Annotated in this window: 17 protein-coding genes; 14 read left to right on the forward strand and 3 right to left on the reverse strand. The window is 56.4% G+C overall.

The genetic code is table 11. The features are described 5' to 3' along the window. Positions 1–48: 48 nt before the first annotated feature. The 10 genes from Q8O73_RS01110 to alaS all read left to right on the forward strand — a co-directional run bounded on the left by Q8O73_RS01110 (position 49) and on the right by alaS (position 9320). Positions 49–792 (forward strand): hypothetical protein, encoded by a 744-nt coding sequence (locus Q8O73_RS01110; protein ID WP_305553626.1) that lies wholly within the window; start codon positions 49–51, stop codon positions 790–792. Next, the gene (locus Q8O73_RS01115) at positions 789–1928 is read left to right on the forward strand and encodes a sulfotransferase (RefSeq protein ID WP_305553629.1); all 1140 of its coding nucleotides are present in this window, start codon (positions 789–791) and stop codon (positions 1926–1928) included. The genes Q8O73_RS01110 and Q8O73_RS01115 overlap by 4 nt, the downstream gene beginning before the upstream one ends. Positions 1929–2053: 125 nt before the next feature. Further along, on the forward strand, positions 2054–2953 hold the full coding sequence (locus Q8O73_RS01120; protein ID WP_305553632.1) for a DMT family transporter: 900 nt from the start codon (positions 2054–2056) through the stop codon (positions 2951–2953). A 331-nt stretch (positions 2954–3284) separates the two neighbouring features. After that, positions 3285–3764: a nickel-responsive transcriptional regulator NikR gene (nikR, locus tag Q8O73_RS01125; protein ID WP_305553635.1), complete on the forward strand. Its 480-nt coding sequence runs from the start codon at positions 3285–3287 to the stop codon at positions 3762–3764. Positions 3765–3921: 157 nt separating this feature from the next. Beyond that, the gene (gene recA, locus Q8O73_RS01130) at positions 3922–5004 is read left to right on the forward strand and encodes a recombinase RecA (RefSeq protein WP_305553638.1); all 1083 of its coding nucleotides are present in this window, start codon (positions 3922–3924) and stop codon (positions 5002–5004) included. A gap of 224 nt (positions 5005–5228) precedes the next feature. Then, positions 5229–5369, forward strand: coding sequence for an entericidin A/B family lipoprotein (locus tag Q8O73_RS01135; RefSeq protein WP_305553641.1), 141 nt, complete (start codon positions 5229–5231; stop codon positions 5367–5369). A gap of 98 nt (positions 5370–5467) precedes the next feature. Further along, positions 5468–5644: a DUF1328 domain-containing protein gene (locus Q8O73_RS01140; RefSeq protein WP_305553644.1), complete on the forward strand. Its 177-nt coding sequence runs from the start codon at positions 5468–5470 to the stop codon at positions 5642–5644. 158 nt (positions 5645–5802) lie between these two features. Further along, positions 5803–5943 carry an entericidin A/B family lipoprotein gene (locus Q8O73_RS01145; RefSeq protein WP_305553647.1) on the forward strand — a complete coding sequence of 47 codons (141 nt, stop codon included), beginning with the start codon at positions 5803–5805 and terminating at the stop codon, positions 5941–5943. A 29-nt stretch (positions 5944–5972) separates the two neighbouring features. Next, positions 5973–6485, forward strand: coding sequence for a GNAT family N-acetyltransferase (locus Q8O73_RS01150; protein WP_305553650.1), 513 nt, complete (start codon positions 5973–5975; stop codon positions 6483–6485). A gap of 174 nt (positions 6486–6659) precedes the next feature. After that, the gene (gene alaS / locus Q8O73_RS01155; RefSeq protein ID WP_305553653.1) at positions 6660–9320 is read left to right on the forward strand and encodes an alanine--tRNA ligase; all 2661 of its coding nucleotides are present in this window, start codon (positions 6660–6662) and stop codon (positions 9318–9320) included. A 64-nt stretch (positions 9321–9384) separates the two neighbouring features. Here the strand turns inward: alaS and Q8O73_RS01160 are convergent, their stop codons facing one another. Continuing rightward, positions 9385–10275 carry a DMT family transporter gene (locus tag Q8O73_RS01160; RefSeq protein WP_305553656.1) on the reverse strand — a complete coding sequence of 297 codons (891 nt, stop codon included), beginning with the start codon at positions 10273–10275 and terminating at the stop codon, positions 9385–9387. 137 nt (positions 10276–10412) lie between these two features. Between Q8O73_RS01160 and Q8O73_RS01165 the strand changes: the two genes are divergently transcribed. Continuing rightward, positions 10413–10856, forward strand: a complete 444-nt coding sequence (locus Q8O73_RS01165) for an Lrp/AsnC family transcriptional regulator (RefSeq protein ID WP_305553659.1) — start codon at positions 10413–10415, stop codon at positions 10854–10856. Between the two features lie 74 nt (positions 10857–10930). On the opposite strand, the gene Q8O73_RS01170 is transcribed toward Q8O73_RS01165, so the two are convergent. Continuing rightward, complete coding sequence (locus tag Q8O73_RS01170; RefSeq protein ID WP_305553661.1) at positions 10931–11752, reverse strand: hydrogen peroxide-inducible genes activator; 822 nt, start codon at positions 11750–11752, stop codon at positions 10931–10933. A gap of 191 nt (positions 11753–11943) precedes the next feature. Here Q8O73_RS01170 and Q8O73_RS01175 point away from each other — a divergent pair, with 191 nt between their 5' ends. The 3 genes from Q8O73_RS01175 (at position 11944) to Q8O73_RS01185 (ending at position 14011) form a co-directional block, all read left to right on the forward strand. After that, positions 11944–12597 carry a peroxiredoxin gene (locus tag Q8O73_RS01175; RefSeq protein WP_305553664.1) on the forward strand — a complete coding sequence of 218 codons (654 nt, stop codon included), beginning with the start codon at positions 11944–11946 and terminating at the stop codon, positions 12595–12597. Between the two features lie 62 nt (positions 12598–12659). Next, positions 12660–13103, forward strand: coding sequence for a TIGR01244 family sulfur transferase (locus tag Q8O73_RS01180; RefSeq protein ID WP_305553668.1), 444 nt, complete (start codon positions 12660–12662; stop codon positions 13101–13103). A 26-nt stretch (positions 13104–13129) separates the two neighbouring features. Then, a complete protein-coding gene (locus Q8O73_RS01185) occupies positions 13130–14011 on the forward strand; it encodes an MBL fold metallo-hydrolase (RefSeq protein ID WP_305553671.1) in 882 nt (293 codons plus the stop codon). Here Q8O73_RS01185 and Q8O73_RS01190 read toward each other — a convergent pair. Next, the gene (locus tag Q8O73_RS01190; protein ID WP_305553674.1) at positions 13963–14919 is read right to left on the reverse strand and encodes a LysR family transcriptional regulator; all 957 of its coding nucleotides are present in this window, start codon (positions 14917–14919) and stop codon (positions 13963–13965) included. The genes Q8O73_RS01185 and Q8O73_RS01190 overlap by 49 nt on opposite strands. Positions 14920–14979 lie beyond the last annotated feature (60 nt).

Genomic DNA, 14979 nt, shown 5'->3' on the forward strand with positions numbered 1-14979 from the left:
GTATCGCGGCATGGCTTCCCGCCTTTTCTGGTCTGAACGGATAATGTCATGGGAATTTTTGATTGGCCCGCCCCGGCGTTTCACCTTTTTGATAGTCTGATGGCCGGTTTGATCGGGCCGTTTGGCCGTGTGCTGGTATGGGCGGCGTTGTGTGCGGTGATTTCGATGGCGCTTTATATGCTGCTATCGCCGCAAAAGCGCATCCGGGCCGTCAAGGATGATCTGGCCGCATCGCGCCGCGCCCTTGCTGCCGATGACGGGGATGATTTTGAGGCGGGCATGGCGCTTGCCAAAAAACAATTGGCTCAATCCTTGAAACTGGTTGCGGTGGTTGTGGGTCCGGCGGTCGCAGCTTCCCTTCCTGCGCTGGCGCTGATTGTCTGGCTGGGCGGACAATATGGGTATGCCTGTCCTGCTTCCGGCACATCGCCTAACATCACGGCCGAACCCGCAGACGCGACCGTGCAACAGGTTGATACCACCCCGCCCCTGTGGGGCGAGGGGGATTGTCCGGTGGTTGAACTGCCTGCTATGGATGCCGGACAAACCGTGCGTGTGTCGCTGGATGCGCCGATCCCGGTATTGCATCACCGCGAATGGTGGAATGTGCTGATTGGCAATCCGGCCGGATATCTGCCGGACGAAACGCCGGTCGAACGGGTTGAATTCGATTTGCCGGTGCAGGAAATCATTGCGGCCGGGCCGGGCTGGACCCGGACATGGGAACTGACATTTTTTGCCGCCCTGATTTTGGTATCGCTGGGTGTGAAAAAGGGGTTTCGCATCGAATGAACATCAGGGCAAGCAAGACCGGCAAAAAGACCACAAGCAGCAATGATGGCGGCTTTCACGTTTCGCGCTGGGATGATTTTATCAGCGGGTTGATGGCCCGCTACCCGCAAAGCTGGATCGGGCTGGGCAATTTTGAAACCCGTCTGGCCGCCGATGCGATTGCTGACATCAAAATTGAAAAGCCGGTTTTCGTCGCCGGACTGGCGCGGTCCGGTAGCACGATTTTGCTGGAAACGCTGGCAAAGCATCCGGCGGTGGCATCCCATCGTTACCGCGATTATCCGCCGGTCTTTACCCCCTATCTGTGGAACAAGTTTGTCGATCTGGCGCCGCGTGGCAAAACCGTGGCGGTGGAACGCACCCATGCCGATGGCATCAATATCACCCCCGAAAGCCCCGAGGCGTTCGAGGAGGTCCTGTGGATGGCGTTTTTTGATCATCTGCATGACCCGGCACAAAACAATGTTCTGGATGCCACCACCGACAATGCGGCGTTCGAGACATTTTATCGCGACCATATACGCAAGCTGATCCATGTGCGCGGGGCGGCGCGTTATGTTTCCAAGGCCAATTATCTGGTGACTCGGCTGGAATATCTGTTGCGGTTGTTTCCCGATGCGCGGTTTGTGCTGCCGGTGCGCGATCCGGTCTGGCACATTGCCTCGCTTGCCAAACAGCATGATCTGTTTTGCAAGGGCGAAACCGGAAATCCCCGCGCCTTGCGCCATATGCAGCGTGTTGGGCATTACGAATTCGGCCTTGATCGTCGCCCGATCCATACCGGCAACGAGACGATGACCCGCAAGGTTATTGATTTATGGAAAAGCGGGCACGAGGTCGAAGGCTGGGCCCGGTACTGGAACGACATTCATGGGTATCTGGCCGACCGGCTGGCCGCCAATCCGGCGCTCAAGATGGCGACATTTGTGGTGCGTTACGAGGATTTCGTCGAAACCCCGCGTGAACATTTGCAAAAACTGTTTGATCACGCTGCCCTGCCCGATGCCGGGGCGATTATTGATGCGGTGGCACCGACCATTCACGCCCCGAATTATTACCGCCCGAAATTCGATGACCGGGACACCGCCCTGATCCGCGACCTGACAGCTTCATCCGCGGTGCGGTTCGGGTATTGATTCTGTTTGCCCGCATTCTGTCAATTCCATTCTCACCCTGATTTTACAGTTGCCAAGCGGGTTATTGTGATGCTTTGGTTCGCGCTGCATCTGACAATAATCACCACCATCTTGTCGAGACATCCATGATCCCCTTTCTGGGCGAAGCCGCCGCCTTGGCCGCCGCCATTAGCTGGGCCATGTCCAGCATGATTTTTTCCAATATCGGCGGCAAGGCCGGAGCGCAGGCAGTCAATCGTGGACGCCTGGCCTGTTCGATGACCTGTCTGATCGTGCTGCACTGGATTGTCGAGGGGCAACCCTGGCCCCATGCGGCGACGATGGAGCAGGTGGGCTGGCTGACGCTTTCTTCGCTGTTGGGGTTGGTGATTGGCGATGCCATGCTGTTTCAGGCCTTTGTCATGCTCGGCGCACGGCTTTCGATGTTGCTGATGTCCTCGGTGCCGATTATGGGGTCTGTTCTGGCGTGGTTTTTGTTCGATGAAATCCTTGCCCCGCATGAAATGGCCGGGATTGCGCTGGGCCTTGGCGGCATCTTGACCGTGATCATGATGCGGTCAGGCCGTCCGGTCGGGCTGGATGGTCGTCAATATCTGATCGGGATTCTGTGCGGGCTGGGCGGGGCGGTTGGTCAGGTTGCCAATCTGATCACGGCGAAATATGCGCTGGTTGATGGCTATTCCGCCCTGTCGGCGACATGGATACGCACCCTTGTTGCCGTGATTGTCATGTGGGGCCTTGCCGTGATCATGGGGCGGGTGCGGCGGACAATTGTGGCCTGTACGGCGCGGGATGTGGCCGGGTGGTTGATGCTGGGCGCGTTTATCGGGCCTGCGATGGGCATCTGGCTCTCGATGACGGCGGTGCAGAATGCCAATGTCGGCATTGCCTCCACCCTGATGGCGCTGCCGCCGGTGTTGCTGATTGTCTATGAAATGGTGGTGCTGCGCAGGCGTGTCGGTTTGCAGGCGATTTTGGGCACTCTTCTGGCTTTTGCCGGGGTGGCGTTGCTGTTCTGGCCGTGATGCGCAAGATTTTGAAAAAAAAAGACAGCCGTATCTTTAATGGATACGGCTGCCAAGGAAAGCAGCAGACAAAATGTCTGCGGGACACGAGCAAACATTTGCAAGGGGCCAAGTAAGGGAACTTTAAAGTCCAATCCCTGCAAACAAGATAACCATATTTATGAATTTTTCCGATGTCATCTTGTATCTTTCCATTGTCAGAATTGGTCAGAGTTCGAGGGAATTTGGCGCCTTGACCAATGACAGGGCGTGCTATTGCGTGATGTTTGATCCCCGTGCGGTGATAAGATAAAGTTATTCGATATTTGGGAAAAATGATCAGGACACGGACATGACCCGCGTGACGGTTTCGATTGAAGATGATCTGATGGATGCCTTTGACGGCTATCTTGAGGGTCGGGGCTATACCAACCGGTCCGAGGGGTTTCGCGATCTGATCCGCGAGAAATTGCAACAAAAACAACTGGCCGAGGGCCGGGATGTTGCCGGGATTGCGGTACTGAATTATGTTTATGACCATCAGGAACGCATGCTGGCCAGCCGCCTGATCAGTGCGCAGCATGCCCATCATGACCTGACGGTCTCGACCGTGCATTTTCATGTCGATCACGATACCTGTCTGGAAAGCGTTACCCTGCGCGGGCAATTGTCCGAAATCCGTGCTTTCGCCGATCAGGTTCTGGCGCAGGCCGGGGTGCGCCACGGGCATCTTTATGTGGTGCCCGGCGAATTGCATATCGATTCCCATGCGCATGGCGACGATGCAACGGGGCATGGCCACCGTCACGAACATCTGAAAATCACCACCTGATTCCTTAAACCGCAAAAGAACAAACTTGCAACATTTTTCAAACTGTGCAAATGTTCCTTTTATGTTCTGGTTTTCAAGCGGTGGCGTTCCGCATTCTGGCCTGGGTAACCGCCTGCGTTGCATCCAACCCGGCCCTGTGGAATAAGAGAGTTGTGCGATGATTCAGACCGCGCTGCATTTGGTGGATAAGGATACAATGGATAAGCAGAAGGCACTGGAAGCCGCCCTTGGGCAGATTGAACGCGCATTTGGCAAGGGCTCGGTGATGAAGCTCGGCCAGCGTGAAGTTGCCGTCGAGGCGGCATCGGTTTCAACCGGATCGCTGGGGCTTGATATTGCCCTTGGCATTGGCGGTTTGCCACGCGGACGTATCGTTGAGATTTACGGGCCGGAAAGTTCGGGTAAAACCACGTTGGCGCTGCACACGATTGCCGAGGCCCAAAAGGCCGGTGGCACCTGCGCCTTTGTCGATGCCGAACATGCGCTGGACCCCGGTTATGCCCGCAAACTGGGTGTGAATATCGACGAATTGCTGATTTCGCAGCCCGATGCCGGTGAGCAGGCCCTTGAAATTGCCGATACCTTGGTGCGGTCCGGCGCGATTGATATTCTGGTTGTCGATTCGGTGGCCGCCCTTGTGCCGCGGGCCGAACTTGAAGGCGAAATGGGCGATACCCATGTCGGTCTTCAGGCCCGCCTGATGAGCCAGGCGTTGCGCAAACTGACCAGTTCGGTGGCGCGGTCCAATTGCATGGTGATTTTCATCAACCAGATCCGCATGAAAATCGGCGTGATGTTTGGCAACCCGGAAACCACCAGCGGCGGCAACGCCCTGAAATTTTATGCGTCGGTCCGTCTGGACATCCGCCGCATCGGCCAGATCAAGGATCGTGACGAGGTTGTCGGCAACCAGACGCGGGTCAAGGTTGTCAAAAACAAAATGGCCCCGCCGTTCAAGCAGGTTGAATTCGACATCATGTATGGCGAAGGCGTCTCCAAGATGGGTGAAATCCTTGATCTTGGCGTCAAGGCCGGGATTGTTGAAAAATCCGGTTCGTGGTTTTCCTATAATTCCACCCGCATTGGTCAGGGCCGTGAAAATGCCAAGACCTTTTTGCGCGAAAATGTTGAAATGACCGCCGAAATTGAACGTGCCATTCGCGAAAGTGCCGGTCTGATCGCGGAAAAAATGACCCATAATGGTGAAGACGGCGAACTGGAAGTCAGTAACGACGACTGAGCGTTGCAACGGTTTCAGCCAAAATTTCAGCGGGCACCTTCGGGTGCCCGTTTTTGTTTTGCCTTCAAATAAACTTTATTGCAGTGCAGGCTCTTCATCAACGGTTTGCGCGCCAAAGAGGCGGGCCGGATTTTCCCTTTCCGTACTTTTTGGAACAAAAACAAAGCCCGCGCGTTTAAATCGTGGAGCTATCATCAACATGTCTGGAAAGACTGGAGACTAACATGTCGAAATTTTTTAAACGCTTTCTGGCTTTTGCAATGATCGCAGGTTTCGGAGCAGGTCTTGCTGCCTGTGAAACCGGTGCGGGTTTTGGGCGCGATGTAGAAAAACTGGGCGAAGGTATTCAGAATACGGCCGAATAAAACCTGATTACACACGATCACACTGGTTTGTGGGGACAGACCTTTTGAAAACAGGCAGCCTTTGACGGCTGCATGACACAAACACAGGAGTGTTATCGATGTTAGGTTGGGCAATATTTTGTCTGGTTTTGGCCCTTGTTGCCGCCGTATTGGGTTTTGGCGGATTGGCCGGGACCTTTGTCGGGATTGCCAAAATCCTGTTCTTTGTTTTTATCGTGCTGTTTTTGGTTTCGTTGCTGATCAATGCCCTGCGTGGTCGCAGCCCACCAATCTGACAGACAACAGACCGATCCCAAAAACGGGCGTGCCATGGTGCGCCCGTTTTTGCATGTGCAGAAAGGCAGTTGCCATGTGCCTCATCCCCCGACAAAATAGGGGATGAGGGCCAAGAGGCCAGCAAGATCAACATGTCGCAGAAGGCAGAGAAAAAACGATGTCAGCCATCTTGAAACGTATTCTGGTTCTGGCCCTGATCGCCGGTCTTGGGGCCGCACTGGCGGCCTGCGAAACCGCGCAGGGTTTCGGGCGTGATGTTGAAAAACTGGGCGAGAAAATTCAGGGGGCGGCAGACTAATTTCCCCCTACCTGCGAAAGGAAACAAATTTGCCAACGGCAGACTTTGCAAGGGAGCTACAAACTCCAAGGTTGCTTCTCTCTCCACCCGTGCGTGCTGATATACCAGATTTGTATACCTTTCTGGGCGATCCTGATGCCATGCAGTTTACCCATCATGATCCAAATTTCATCGCCTGCCGCAAGCGGGTGATGGTCCATGAATGGTTTCGTCGCAGGGACGGTTTTGCTCCATGGGTCGTGCGTGAACGTAAGAATGGTCGGATCGTTGGCTGGGGCGGGCTTTATACTGACCCTTTCGATCCCGGCTGGGGGCCGGAGCTTGGTTATTTCCTTAATCCTGATGTTCGGAAACGGGGACTGGGTGGCGAACTGGCTGAAACCGCCCTAAATATTGCGATCATGCTGCCGAACCTTCAGGTGCTTGGTGCCTTTGCCCATCCCGATAATCAACCTTCGCGCAAGCTTTTGACAAGGCTTGGCTTTTCCGAAGTCGGATTTATTGCAAAGATGAACCGGGTGCATTTTCAACGCCCGGTATGATCGCCATAATCGACCTGGGGGCCTAGGCAGTGGCCGGTCAGCATACTTAATTCTACATCAAGTCGCCTGTAACCCCTTACCTGACTGGACATGCCAGGACCTAGCCGCTAAATAGGGCAGTCGCATCCGGCAGGGCCGGGTGTCCCTGTTCCGCGTTTTCCGGGTTGGAGAGAGATGCAGACTGTTAACGATATCCGCACCACGTTTCTGGAATATTTCCGCAAGAACGGTCACGAGGTTGTATCCTCCAGCCCGCTGGTGCCGCGCAATGATCCGACTCTGATGTTTACCAATGCCGGGATGGTTCAGTTCAAGAACGTCTTTACCGGGCAGGAACACCGCGATTATTCCCGCGCCACCACCTCGCAGAAATGCGTGCGCGCCGGGGGCAAGCATAACGACCTTGAAAATGTCGGCCATACCGCCCGCCATCACACCTTTTTCGAGATGCTTGGCAATTTTTCGTTTGGCGATTATTTCAAGGAAAACGCCATCGAATATGCATGGAACCTGATCACCAAAGAATACGGTCTTCCGGCTGATAAACTGTTGGTCACGGTTTATCACACCGATGACGAGGCGCATGGCCTGTGGAAAAGGATTGCCGGTCTGTCCGATGATCGCATCATCCGCATTCCGACCTCGGACAATTTCTGGTCGATGGGCGATACCGGCCCGTGCGGCCCCTGTTCGGAAATCTTTTTTGATCACGGCGATAAAATCTGGGGCGGCCCTCCCGGCAGTGCCGAGGAAGACGGCGACCGTTTCATCGAAATCTGGAATCTGGTCTTCATGCAATATGAACAGATGGCCAGTGGCGAACGGGTGAATCTGCCCAAGCCGTCGATTGATACCGGCATGGGTCTGGAACGCATTGCGGCGGTCTTGCAGGGCAAGCACGACAATTACGATATTGATCTGATGCGTGCCCTGATCGAGGCATCGGCCAATGCCACCAATACCGATCCCGACGGGCCGCATAATGTGTCGCACCGCGTGGTGGCCGATCATTTGCGTTCCACCAGTTTCCTGATTGCGGACGGCGTGTTGCCGTCCAATGCCGGTCGCGGCAATGTTCTGCGCCGCATCATGCGCCGTGCCATGCGGCACCTGCACATGATCGGCACCCATGATCCGGTGATGTATAAACTGGTTCCGGCGTTGGTCAGCAAGATGGGCGGGGCCTTCCCGGAACTCAATCGCGCCCAGGCCTTGATCGAGGAAACCCTGAAACTCGAAGAACAGGGTTTCAAGACCATGCTGGACCGTGGCCTTAAAATGCTGGATGACGCCACCGGTGATATGGGCGAGGGGGCTGTTCTGCCCGGCGATGTTGCCTTCAAGCTGTATGACACCTATGGCTTTCCGCTGGATCTGACCGCCGATGCGCTTAAACCGCGCAAGATCGGCATTGACGAAGACGGTTTTGCCGCCGCGATGAACGAACAAAAGGCCAAGGCGCGCGCCGCATGGTCGGGATCGGGCGATACGGCGACCGAAGAAGTCTGGTTCGATATTCAGGACCGCGTCGGGGCCACCGAATTTCTGGGCTATGAAACCGAAACCGCCGAAGGCGTGATTGCCGCGATCATTGCCGATGGCAAGGAAGTGGACGGGGTGAGTGCGGGGGATGCGCAGATTGCCATCATCGCCAACCAGACCACGTTTTTTGGGGAATCCGGTGGCCAGATGGGCGATGCCGGGATCATCAAAACCGAAAAGGGTGCGGTGATCAAAATCACCGATACCCAGAAAAAACTGGGCAGTCTGCATGTGCATCTTGGCATGGTTGTTGAAGGATCAATCAAGCCGGGCGATGCGGCGGAATTTCGCGTCGATCATGCCCGCCGGTCGGCCTTGCGGGCCAACCATTCGGCGACGCATCTTTTGCATGCGGTGATGCGCAAACATCTGGGCGGCCATGTCACCCAGAAAGGGTCGCTGGTTGCCCCGGATCGCCTGCGTTTTGACGTGTCGCACCCCAAACCGGTCAGTGCCGACGAAATGGCGGTGATCGAGGCCGATGTCAATCGCCTGATCCGTGAAAACAGCGCGGTGACCACCCGCCTGATGACCCCGGACGAAGCCATTGAAATCGGCGCGATGGCGCTGTTTGGTGAAAAATACGGCGATGAAGTCCGCGTTGTGTCGATGGGCCTGCCCGAAGACCGCGAATATGCCTATTCGCTGGAACTGTGCGGCGGAACGCATGTTCAGCGCACCGGCGATATCGGCATGTTCAAAATCGTGTCCGAAGGCGCGGTGTCGTCGGGTGTGCGCCGGATCGAAGCCCTGTCGGGGGCCGATGCCGCCGCCTATGTCGCCAGCCGCGACCGTCTGTTACAGGGTCTGGCCGCCGATCTGAAATCGGCACCCGATGATGTGCCCGACCGGGTGCGCGCCCTTCAGGATGAGCGGCGCCGTCTGGAACGCGAAATTTCCGATCTGCGCAAGAAACTCGCCACTGCGGCCAGCGGCGGCGGGGCAGGCGGAGCCGATGCCTTTGCCGAGGTTAACGGTGTCAAACTTGCGCTTCGGGTGTTTGAAGACATCCCGGCCAAAGACCTTAAAGGCATGGTCGATGAATTGCGCGGCCAGATGGGATCGGGTATTGCCGCCCTGATTTCGGTTGAAGGCGGCAAGGCTTCCATCGTGGTCGGCCTGACCGATGATCTGACCGAAAAATACAATGCGGTCGATATGGTGCGGATCGGGGTTGAAAAACTGGGCGGCAAGGGCGGCGGTGGCCGCCCCGATATGGCGCAGGGCGGTGGCCCGGATGCCGGTGCCGCCGATGCGGCGCTCAAGGCCATCGAGGCTTCGATTGCGGGCTGATACGCGGCCCATATAACCGGAATATCAAAGGGGACCGCCAGTTGGTCCCCTTTTCTGTTACCGTTTATTTCAGGGCAAGGGTATCCCCCCGCCATAATTTCCACCCCAGATTCATCCCGGCGGCGGCAAACAGGATGGCGGCACCGCCCACAATCTGGGTCGGCTGGAGACGTTGGTCAAAGGCGATGAAGTCAACCAGAATGGCAACCAGCGGATAGATGAAAGTCAGCGATCCTTGCAAATGGGTCGGCAATTTTTGAATTGCGCCATACATCAGAACATACATGATTCCGGTATGAATAACCCCAATAGCAACCAGCGCACCCCAGCTTGAGGCGTTGGCAGGCAGGGTGGCGAGATTGGCGAACGGGGCCAGCATCAGGATGCCGACGCAGACCTGAACAAGGGCGATTATCGGGGCCGGGGTGCCGGTCAGTTTCTTGGTGATGAGGGCGGCAACCGCCCAGAAAAACGCCGCCGCCAGTGCCATGGCAATCCCGGCAAAGTAATCCGTGCCCGCCATGCCGCCATCGGGTTTTCCCTGCACGATCAAAATCATGCCGGTAAAGGCAATCGCCAGCCAGCCGAGTTTTGTTACTGTCAGGCGTTCGGCCAGAAACAGTGCCCCAAACCCGACCAGAATGAAGGGCTGGGTATTGTAAATCACGGTGGCGACCGAGATTGAAGCCAGCTTGTACGCCTGAAACAGCAACAGCCAGTTCACAACAATTGCCATCCCGCCAAGGGCGGCAAGCCCAATAAGGCGCAAGGTGATTGCCCCGCGCAGCAATCGGGTTGCCGCACACAGAATCAAAAGTGTTGCCGCGCCAAAAACGCACCGCCAGAACACCACATCCATCACCGGTTGCCCGGAAACGATGACAAACCAGCCAATGGTGCCCAAAATCGTCATGGCAGCAGTCATTTCGACCGTGCCGCGTAGTGTGTTGTCCATGGAATGCCTCCGATGGGTAAGCGGGATGTCCTCAGAATCGCTTTTTCCGGGATCATTTTCCATGCTTTGGCGAAGGCATATTATGCGATATTGTTTATTAAATTAGGCTATTTTGAAAATTTGCGGAGATAATAAAAGTGATTGATGAAATTGACCAGCGGCTGGTTGAGGCTTTGCTTGCCGATTCCCGTTTGTCGTTGAAGGAACTGGCGGCACGGGTAGGGCTTTCATCACCCAGCGTATCAGAACGGGTGCGCAGGCTTGAAGAGCGTGGCGTGATCAGGGGATTCACCATTGATATCGATCCGGCAACCCTCGGCTATCCCCTGCAAGCGATTGTTCGCATCCGGCCTTTGCCGGGCAAACTGCATATCGTTCAGAAAATGATCGAGGACATGCCGGAATTTGGCGAATGCGACAAGGTAACCGGCGAGGATTGTTATATTGCCCGGCTTTATTTCCGTTCGATGTCGCAACTCGATGGGTTGCTGGACCAGATTGTTGACAAGGCCGAAACCAACACCTCGATTGTCAAATCCAAACCGATCCCGCGCCGTCCGCCGCCGTTGCGGGCGGTATAGGGCCGCAGAACTGTAAAGCAATGTTTTACAGTTCAATAGCTTGTCCTCTCGAAGATTTATAGTAAGGACGGATGTTATTCAGAGTGCTGCGTCACACGAATGTCGCGGAACAAAGCCGCGATTTGCGCGAACTCTGTCGCATGGGGCGAGCCGGGACGCCAGGCCAGAGCGACTTCACGGGGGCAGCAACCGGGCAATGGCAGCAGCGTGACCTCATGTCCTCGGGTGGCCCCGGCATCCACGGCCAGGTCCGGCAAAAGGGTGATGCCCAGCCCCTCTTCGACCATCGAAATCAGCGTCGGCAAGCTTGTCGCGGCAAAGCTGTCATCCACCCTGAGATCAGTTCCCGGAAACGCCGAAAGCGCGTGACGTTGCAAACAGTGACCACGTTCCAGCAACAGCAGCGGGGTTTGTGACAGATCGTCGGGGCTGGCGGCACCTTTTATGGCAAGGGGGTGGTTGTTGCTGACAGCAAGCTGATAACCGTCTTGAAACAGCGGCTGGACAATGGCATCGCCAAGTTCATAGGGCCGGGCGACAAGGATCAGATCAAGCCGCCCCGCTGTCAGACCCTCCACAAGGCTGTCGGTCAGTTCCTCGCGCAGGAAGATGCGCAAATCCGGCCACCGGCGTCGGATTTGCGGCAGGGCGTGGGGCAACAGGAACGGCCCCACTGTCGGGATTGCGCCAAGGCGAACCTCGCCCTGAAAGGCACCACTGCGCTGTCGTGCAACGGTTTCGATATCCTTGATCGAGGCCAGAACCTTGCGTGCACGGGCCGCGATTTCTGTGCCTGTTGGCGTCATCATCACGGAATGGCGCGTCCGTTCGGCAAGGACAACACCCAGCCGTCCCTCCAGTTCTTTCAGACCGGTAGACAGTGTTGACTGGGTCACATGACAAATTTAGGCCGCACGCGAGAAATTCAGCGTATCGGCAAGTGCTGTCAGAAAGCGAAGCTGGCGAAGGCTGGGCATGGGTTGTTATCTGTTTTTTGAATGACGATTAGTCATATAATCAATTTCCCATATATTAGTAAATACTTTATTTCTGGTGCATCGCAAATATGAGCCAGAAAGGTTTCAAGATGACCGATACAACCCCGACCGCAGCGGCGATTCTGCCGCGCCTGAACGAACCGGCCCCAGATTTTGATGCGCCCACCACCCATGGTCGCAAGACCCTTGGCGATTTTCGAGGGAAATGGCTGGTTCTGTTTTCGCATCCTGCGGACTTTACCCCGGTCTGCACCACCGAATTCATCGGCTTTGCCAAACTGCAACCTGAATTCGCCGCGATCAACACCGCCTTGCTTGGCCTGTCGATCGACAGCACCCATTCGCACATCGCCTGGACGCGGAATATCAAGCAGAATTTCGGTACGGATATCGGCTTTCCGATTATCGCTGACCTGAGCATGAAGGTTGCCCATGACTATGGCATGATCATGCCCGGTGCCTCGGATACGGCGGCGGTGCGTGCCACTTTTGTCATCGATCCGGAGGGCATTCTGCGGGCGATGCTTTATTATCCGATGAATGCCGGTCGTGCCGTGGCGGAAATCCACCGACTGGTTGTCGCATTGCAGACGGCCGATGCCAATGGCTGCGCCATGCCCGAGGCCTGGGTACCCGGCAAGCCGGTTATTGTCCCGCCTCCGAAAACCCCGGAAGAAGCCGAAGCCCGGGCCGATCAGGGCTATGACACGGTGGACTGGTATTTCTCGACACGGATGCTTTGACCCCGTCAGCAGGGGTCTTGTGGCCCCTGCTGTTCTCCATCCCCTTGGGAAAAGATATTGGAATGACACCGATCCAGATCACCGACAAACTGTTCATCACCGGCCAGATTTCAAGCGCGGATATCGCCGGGATCATTGCCCGGGGGTTTGTTGCCATCGTCAATAATCGCCCCGACGACGAGGAACCCGGCCAGCCACAGCAGGCGGCGACCCGTGCGGCTGCGCAGGCCGCCGGGCTCGGCTATCTCTATCTTCCGGTGGCAGGGGCGACGCTGAACGCCGAAGCCGCCGGAACCTTCCGGGCCGCGCTCAGGGCTGCATCCGGCCCCGTCCTTGCCCATTGCCGTTCGGGTGCGCGGTCTTTCACGCTTTGGGCTATCGGCGAAATCCTTGCCGGAGAAATCACCCCCGAACAGCTTGTGGCGCTTGCCAATGAGCGGGGCTGCGACGCCTCGGATGTGCTGATCTGGCTTGCCGCGCATCACACGCCGTTCCGGTGCCCCTGACAATTTCCTGCGAAAGGAAGACCCCCATGTTCGCCAAACCCGAAGTAACCGGTTTTTTCGATCCCCGCACCTGGTCGGTGCAATATGTGGTCGCAGACCCTGCGACCAAAGAATGCGCGATCATTGATCCGGTTTATGACTATGACGAGAAATCCGGCCAGATCGGCACCGAACATGCCGACGAAATCCTGCGTTTCGTGGCAAACAAGGGGTATCATGTGCAATGGATTCTCGATACCCATCCCCATGCCGACCACTTTTCGGCGGCGCACTATCTGAAAAACAGGACCGGCGCACCGACGGCTATTGGCGAAAAGGTGACCGAGGTGCAGAAGCTGTGGAAAGGCTTTTACAACTGGCCGGATTTCCCCGCCGACGGTTCGCAGTGGGACAGGCTTTTTGCGGATGGTGAAACCTTTATGGTTGGCACCATTCCGGCAAAGGTGATGTTTTCGCCCGGCCATACGCTGGCCTCGATCACCTATGTGATCGGCGATGCGGCCTTTGTGCATGACACGCTTTTCATGCCGGATAGCGGCACGGCGCGGGCGGATTTTCCGGGCGGCAACGCCAAGGTACTTTGGAACTCGATTCAGGCGATCCTGGCGCTGCCCGATGAAACACGCATCTTTACCGGCCATGATTATCAACCGGGTGGACGCGAACCGAAATGGGAATCCACCGTGGCCGGGCAGAAGGCAACAAATATTCATCTGGCGGGATACAGGACCGAGGCCGAATTCGTCGCTGTCCGTGATGCCCGTGACGCCACCCTGCCAATGCCCAAGCTGATTCTGCATGCGTTGCAAGTCAACATGAATGGCGGTCGCCTTCCGGAACCTGAATCGAACGGCAGGCGCTATATCAAACTGCCGCTTGATGTGCTGACCGGGGCGCATTGGGATTGATTGCCCCCATCGACCGGGTTTTGCGCGGCAAAGGCGACAAGGGCATCGATGAAAACGCGTTGGCGTTTTGGCATGAAATCGGTTTCGGGCCAGACGGCGAAAATGTCGCGTTGTTCGGTTTGCCAATCGGGCAGCACCGCCACCAGCCGCCCGGCGGTCAATGCCGGGCCAACGGTGCTGTTGGGGATCAGGCCAATGCCATGCCCGTCTTCGATCATCATCGCGGCCAGTTCGATTTCATCGACACTGAACCGGCTCTCGACGGTGAAAATCTCCTCCTTGCCGGTGGTCCTGTCATGCAGCCGCCATGTGCGCAGGGGGCTTGCCACAATCAGGGCATGGTCGCGCAAATCATCGGGATGGTTGGGCGTACCGTGGGCGGCCAGATAAGCAGGCGAGGCGCAGGGCACCAGAAAGGTTGACGAGATTTTTCGCGTGATCAGCGATTTCTGGCTTTGTTTGCCAACCCGGATTGCGACGTCAAACGGCCGGTCCATCACGGGCAGGATGCGGTTCGACAGGGTCAGGTCCATGGCGATTTTGGGATGATTGCGCAAAAAGGTGCTAAAAAACGGGGCCAGCCATGAACGCGCCAGATTGACCGGTAAGGCAAGACGCAAGGGGCCGGCAAGGTCGCTGTGGCGGGCTTCGATGGCATCAAGGGTGCGTGATACCTCGGCCAAAGCCGGGCGCAACTGGTCAAAATAGGCCTGCCCGGCATCTGTCAGTGCGACCCGTGCCGCCCCGCGCATCAGCAATTTGCAACCCAGTTTCTGTTCAAGTTTTTGCAGGCGGCGGCTCAGGGTGGCAATCGGCATGGCAAGGGTCTGCGTGGCCTTGCGCAGGCTGCCCTGTTCGACGATGCGGATGAACAGGGCAAGATCATCAAGCTGTGATGAATGTTCCATTTATGGAAATCCAATTTTCATTAATATGGTCTGTTTCCATAAATGATAATAAAGCAAGAT

Source organism: Thalassospira sp. (assembly GCF_030690045.1).
Classification (GTDB): Bacteria; Pseudomonadota; Alphaproteobacteria; order Rhodospirillales; family Thalassospiraceae; genus Thalassospira.

Excerpts from the sequence above, each read along its gene's own strand:
- Q8O73_RS01110 (WP_305553626.1), top strand. The coding sequence starts at position 49 with ATGGGAATTTTTGATTGGCCCGCCCCGGCGTTTCACCTTTTTGATAGT.
- Q8O73_RS01115 (WP_305553629.1), top strand. The coding sequence starts at position 789 with ATGAACATCAGGGCAAGCAAGACCGGCAAAAAGACCACAAGCAGCAAT.
- Q8O73_RS01120 (WP_305553632.1), top strand. The coding sequence starts at position 2,054 with ATGATCCCCTTTCTGGGCGAAGCCGCCGCCTTGGCCGCCGCCATTAGC.
- nikR (WP_305553635.1), top strand. The coding sequence starts at position 3,285 with ATGACCCGCGTGACGGTTTCGATTGAAGATGATCTGATGGATGCCTTT.
- recA (WP_305553638.1), top strand. The coding sequence starts at position 3,922 with ATGATTCAGACCGCGCTGCATTTGGTGGATAAGGATACAATGGATAAG.
- Q8O73_RS01135 (WP_305553641.1), top strand. The coding sequence starts at position 5,229 with ATGTCGAAATTTTTTAAACGCTTTCTGGCTTTTGCAATGATCGCAGGT.
- Q8O73_RS01140 (WP_305553644.1), top strand. The coding sequence starts at position 5,468 with ATGTTAGGTTGGGCAATATTTTGTCTGGTTTTGGCCCTTGTTGCCGCC.
- Q8O73_RS01145 (WP_305553647.1), top strand. The coding sequence starts at position 5,803 with ATGTCAGCCATCTTGAAACGTATTCTGGTTCTGGCCCTGATCGCCGGT.
- alaS (WP_305553653.1), top strand. The coding sequence starts at position 6,660 with ATGCAGACTGTTAACGATATCCGCACCACGTTTCTGGAATATTTCCGC.
- Q8O73_RS01160 (WP_305553656.1), bottom strand. The coding sequence starts at position 10,275 with ATGGACAACACACTACGCGGCACGGTCGAAATGACTGCTGCCATGACG.
- Q8O73_RS01175 (WP_305553664.1), top strand. The coding sequence starts at position 11,944 with ATGACCGATACAACCCCGACCGCAGCGGCGATTCTGCCGCGCCTGAAC.
- Q8O73_RS01180 (WP_305553668.1), top strand. The coding sequence starts at position 12,660 with ATGACACCGATCCAGATCACCGACAAACTGTTCATCACCGGCCAGATT.
- Q8O73_RS01185 (WP_305553671.1), top strand. The coding sequence starts at position 13,130 with ATGTTCGCCAAACCCGAAGTAACCGGTTTTTTCGATCCCCGCACCTGG.
- Q8O73_RS01190 (WP_305553674.1), bottom strand. The coding sequence starts at position 14,919 with ATGGAACATTCATCACAGCTTGATGATCTTGCCCTGTTCATCCGCATC.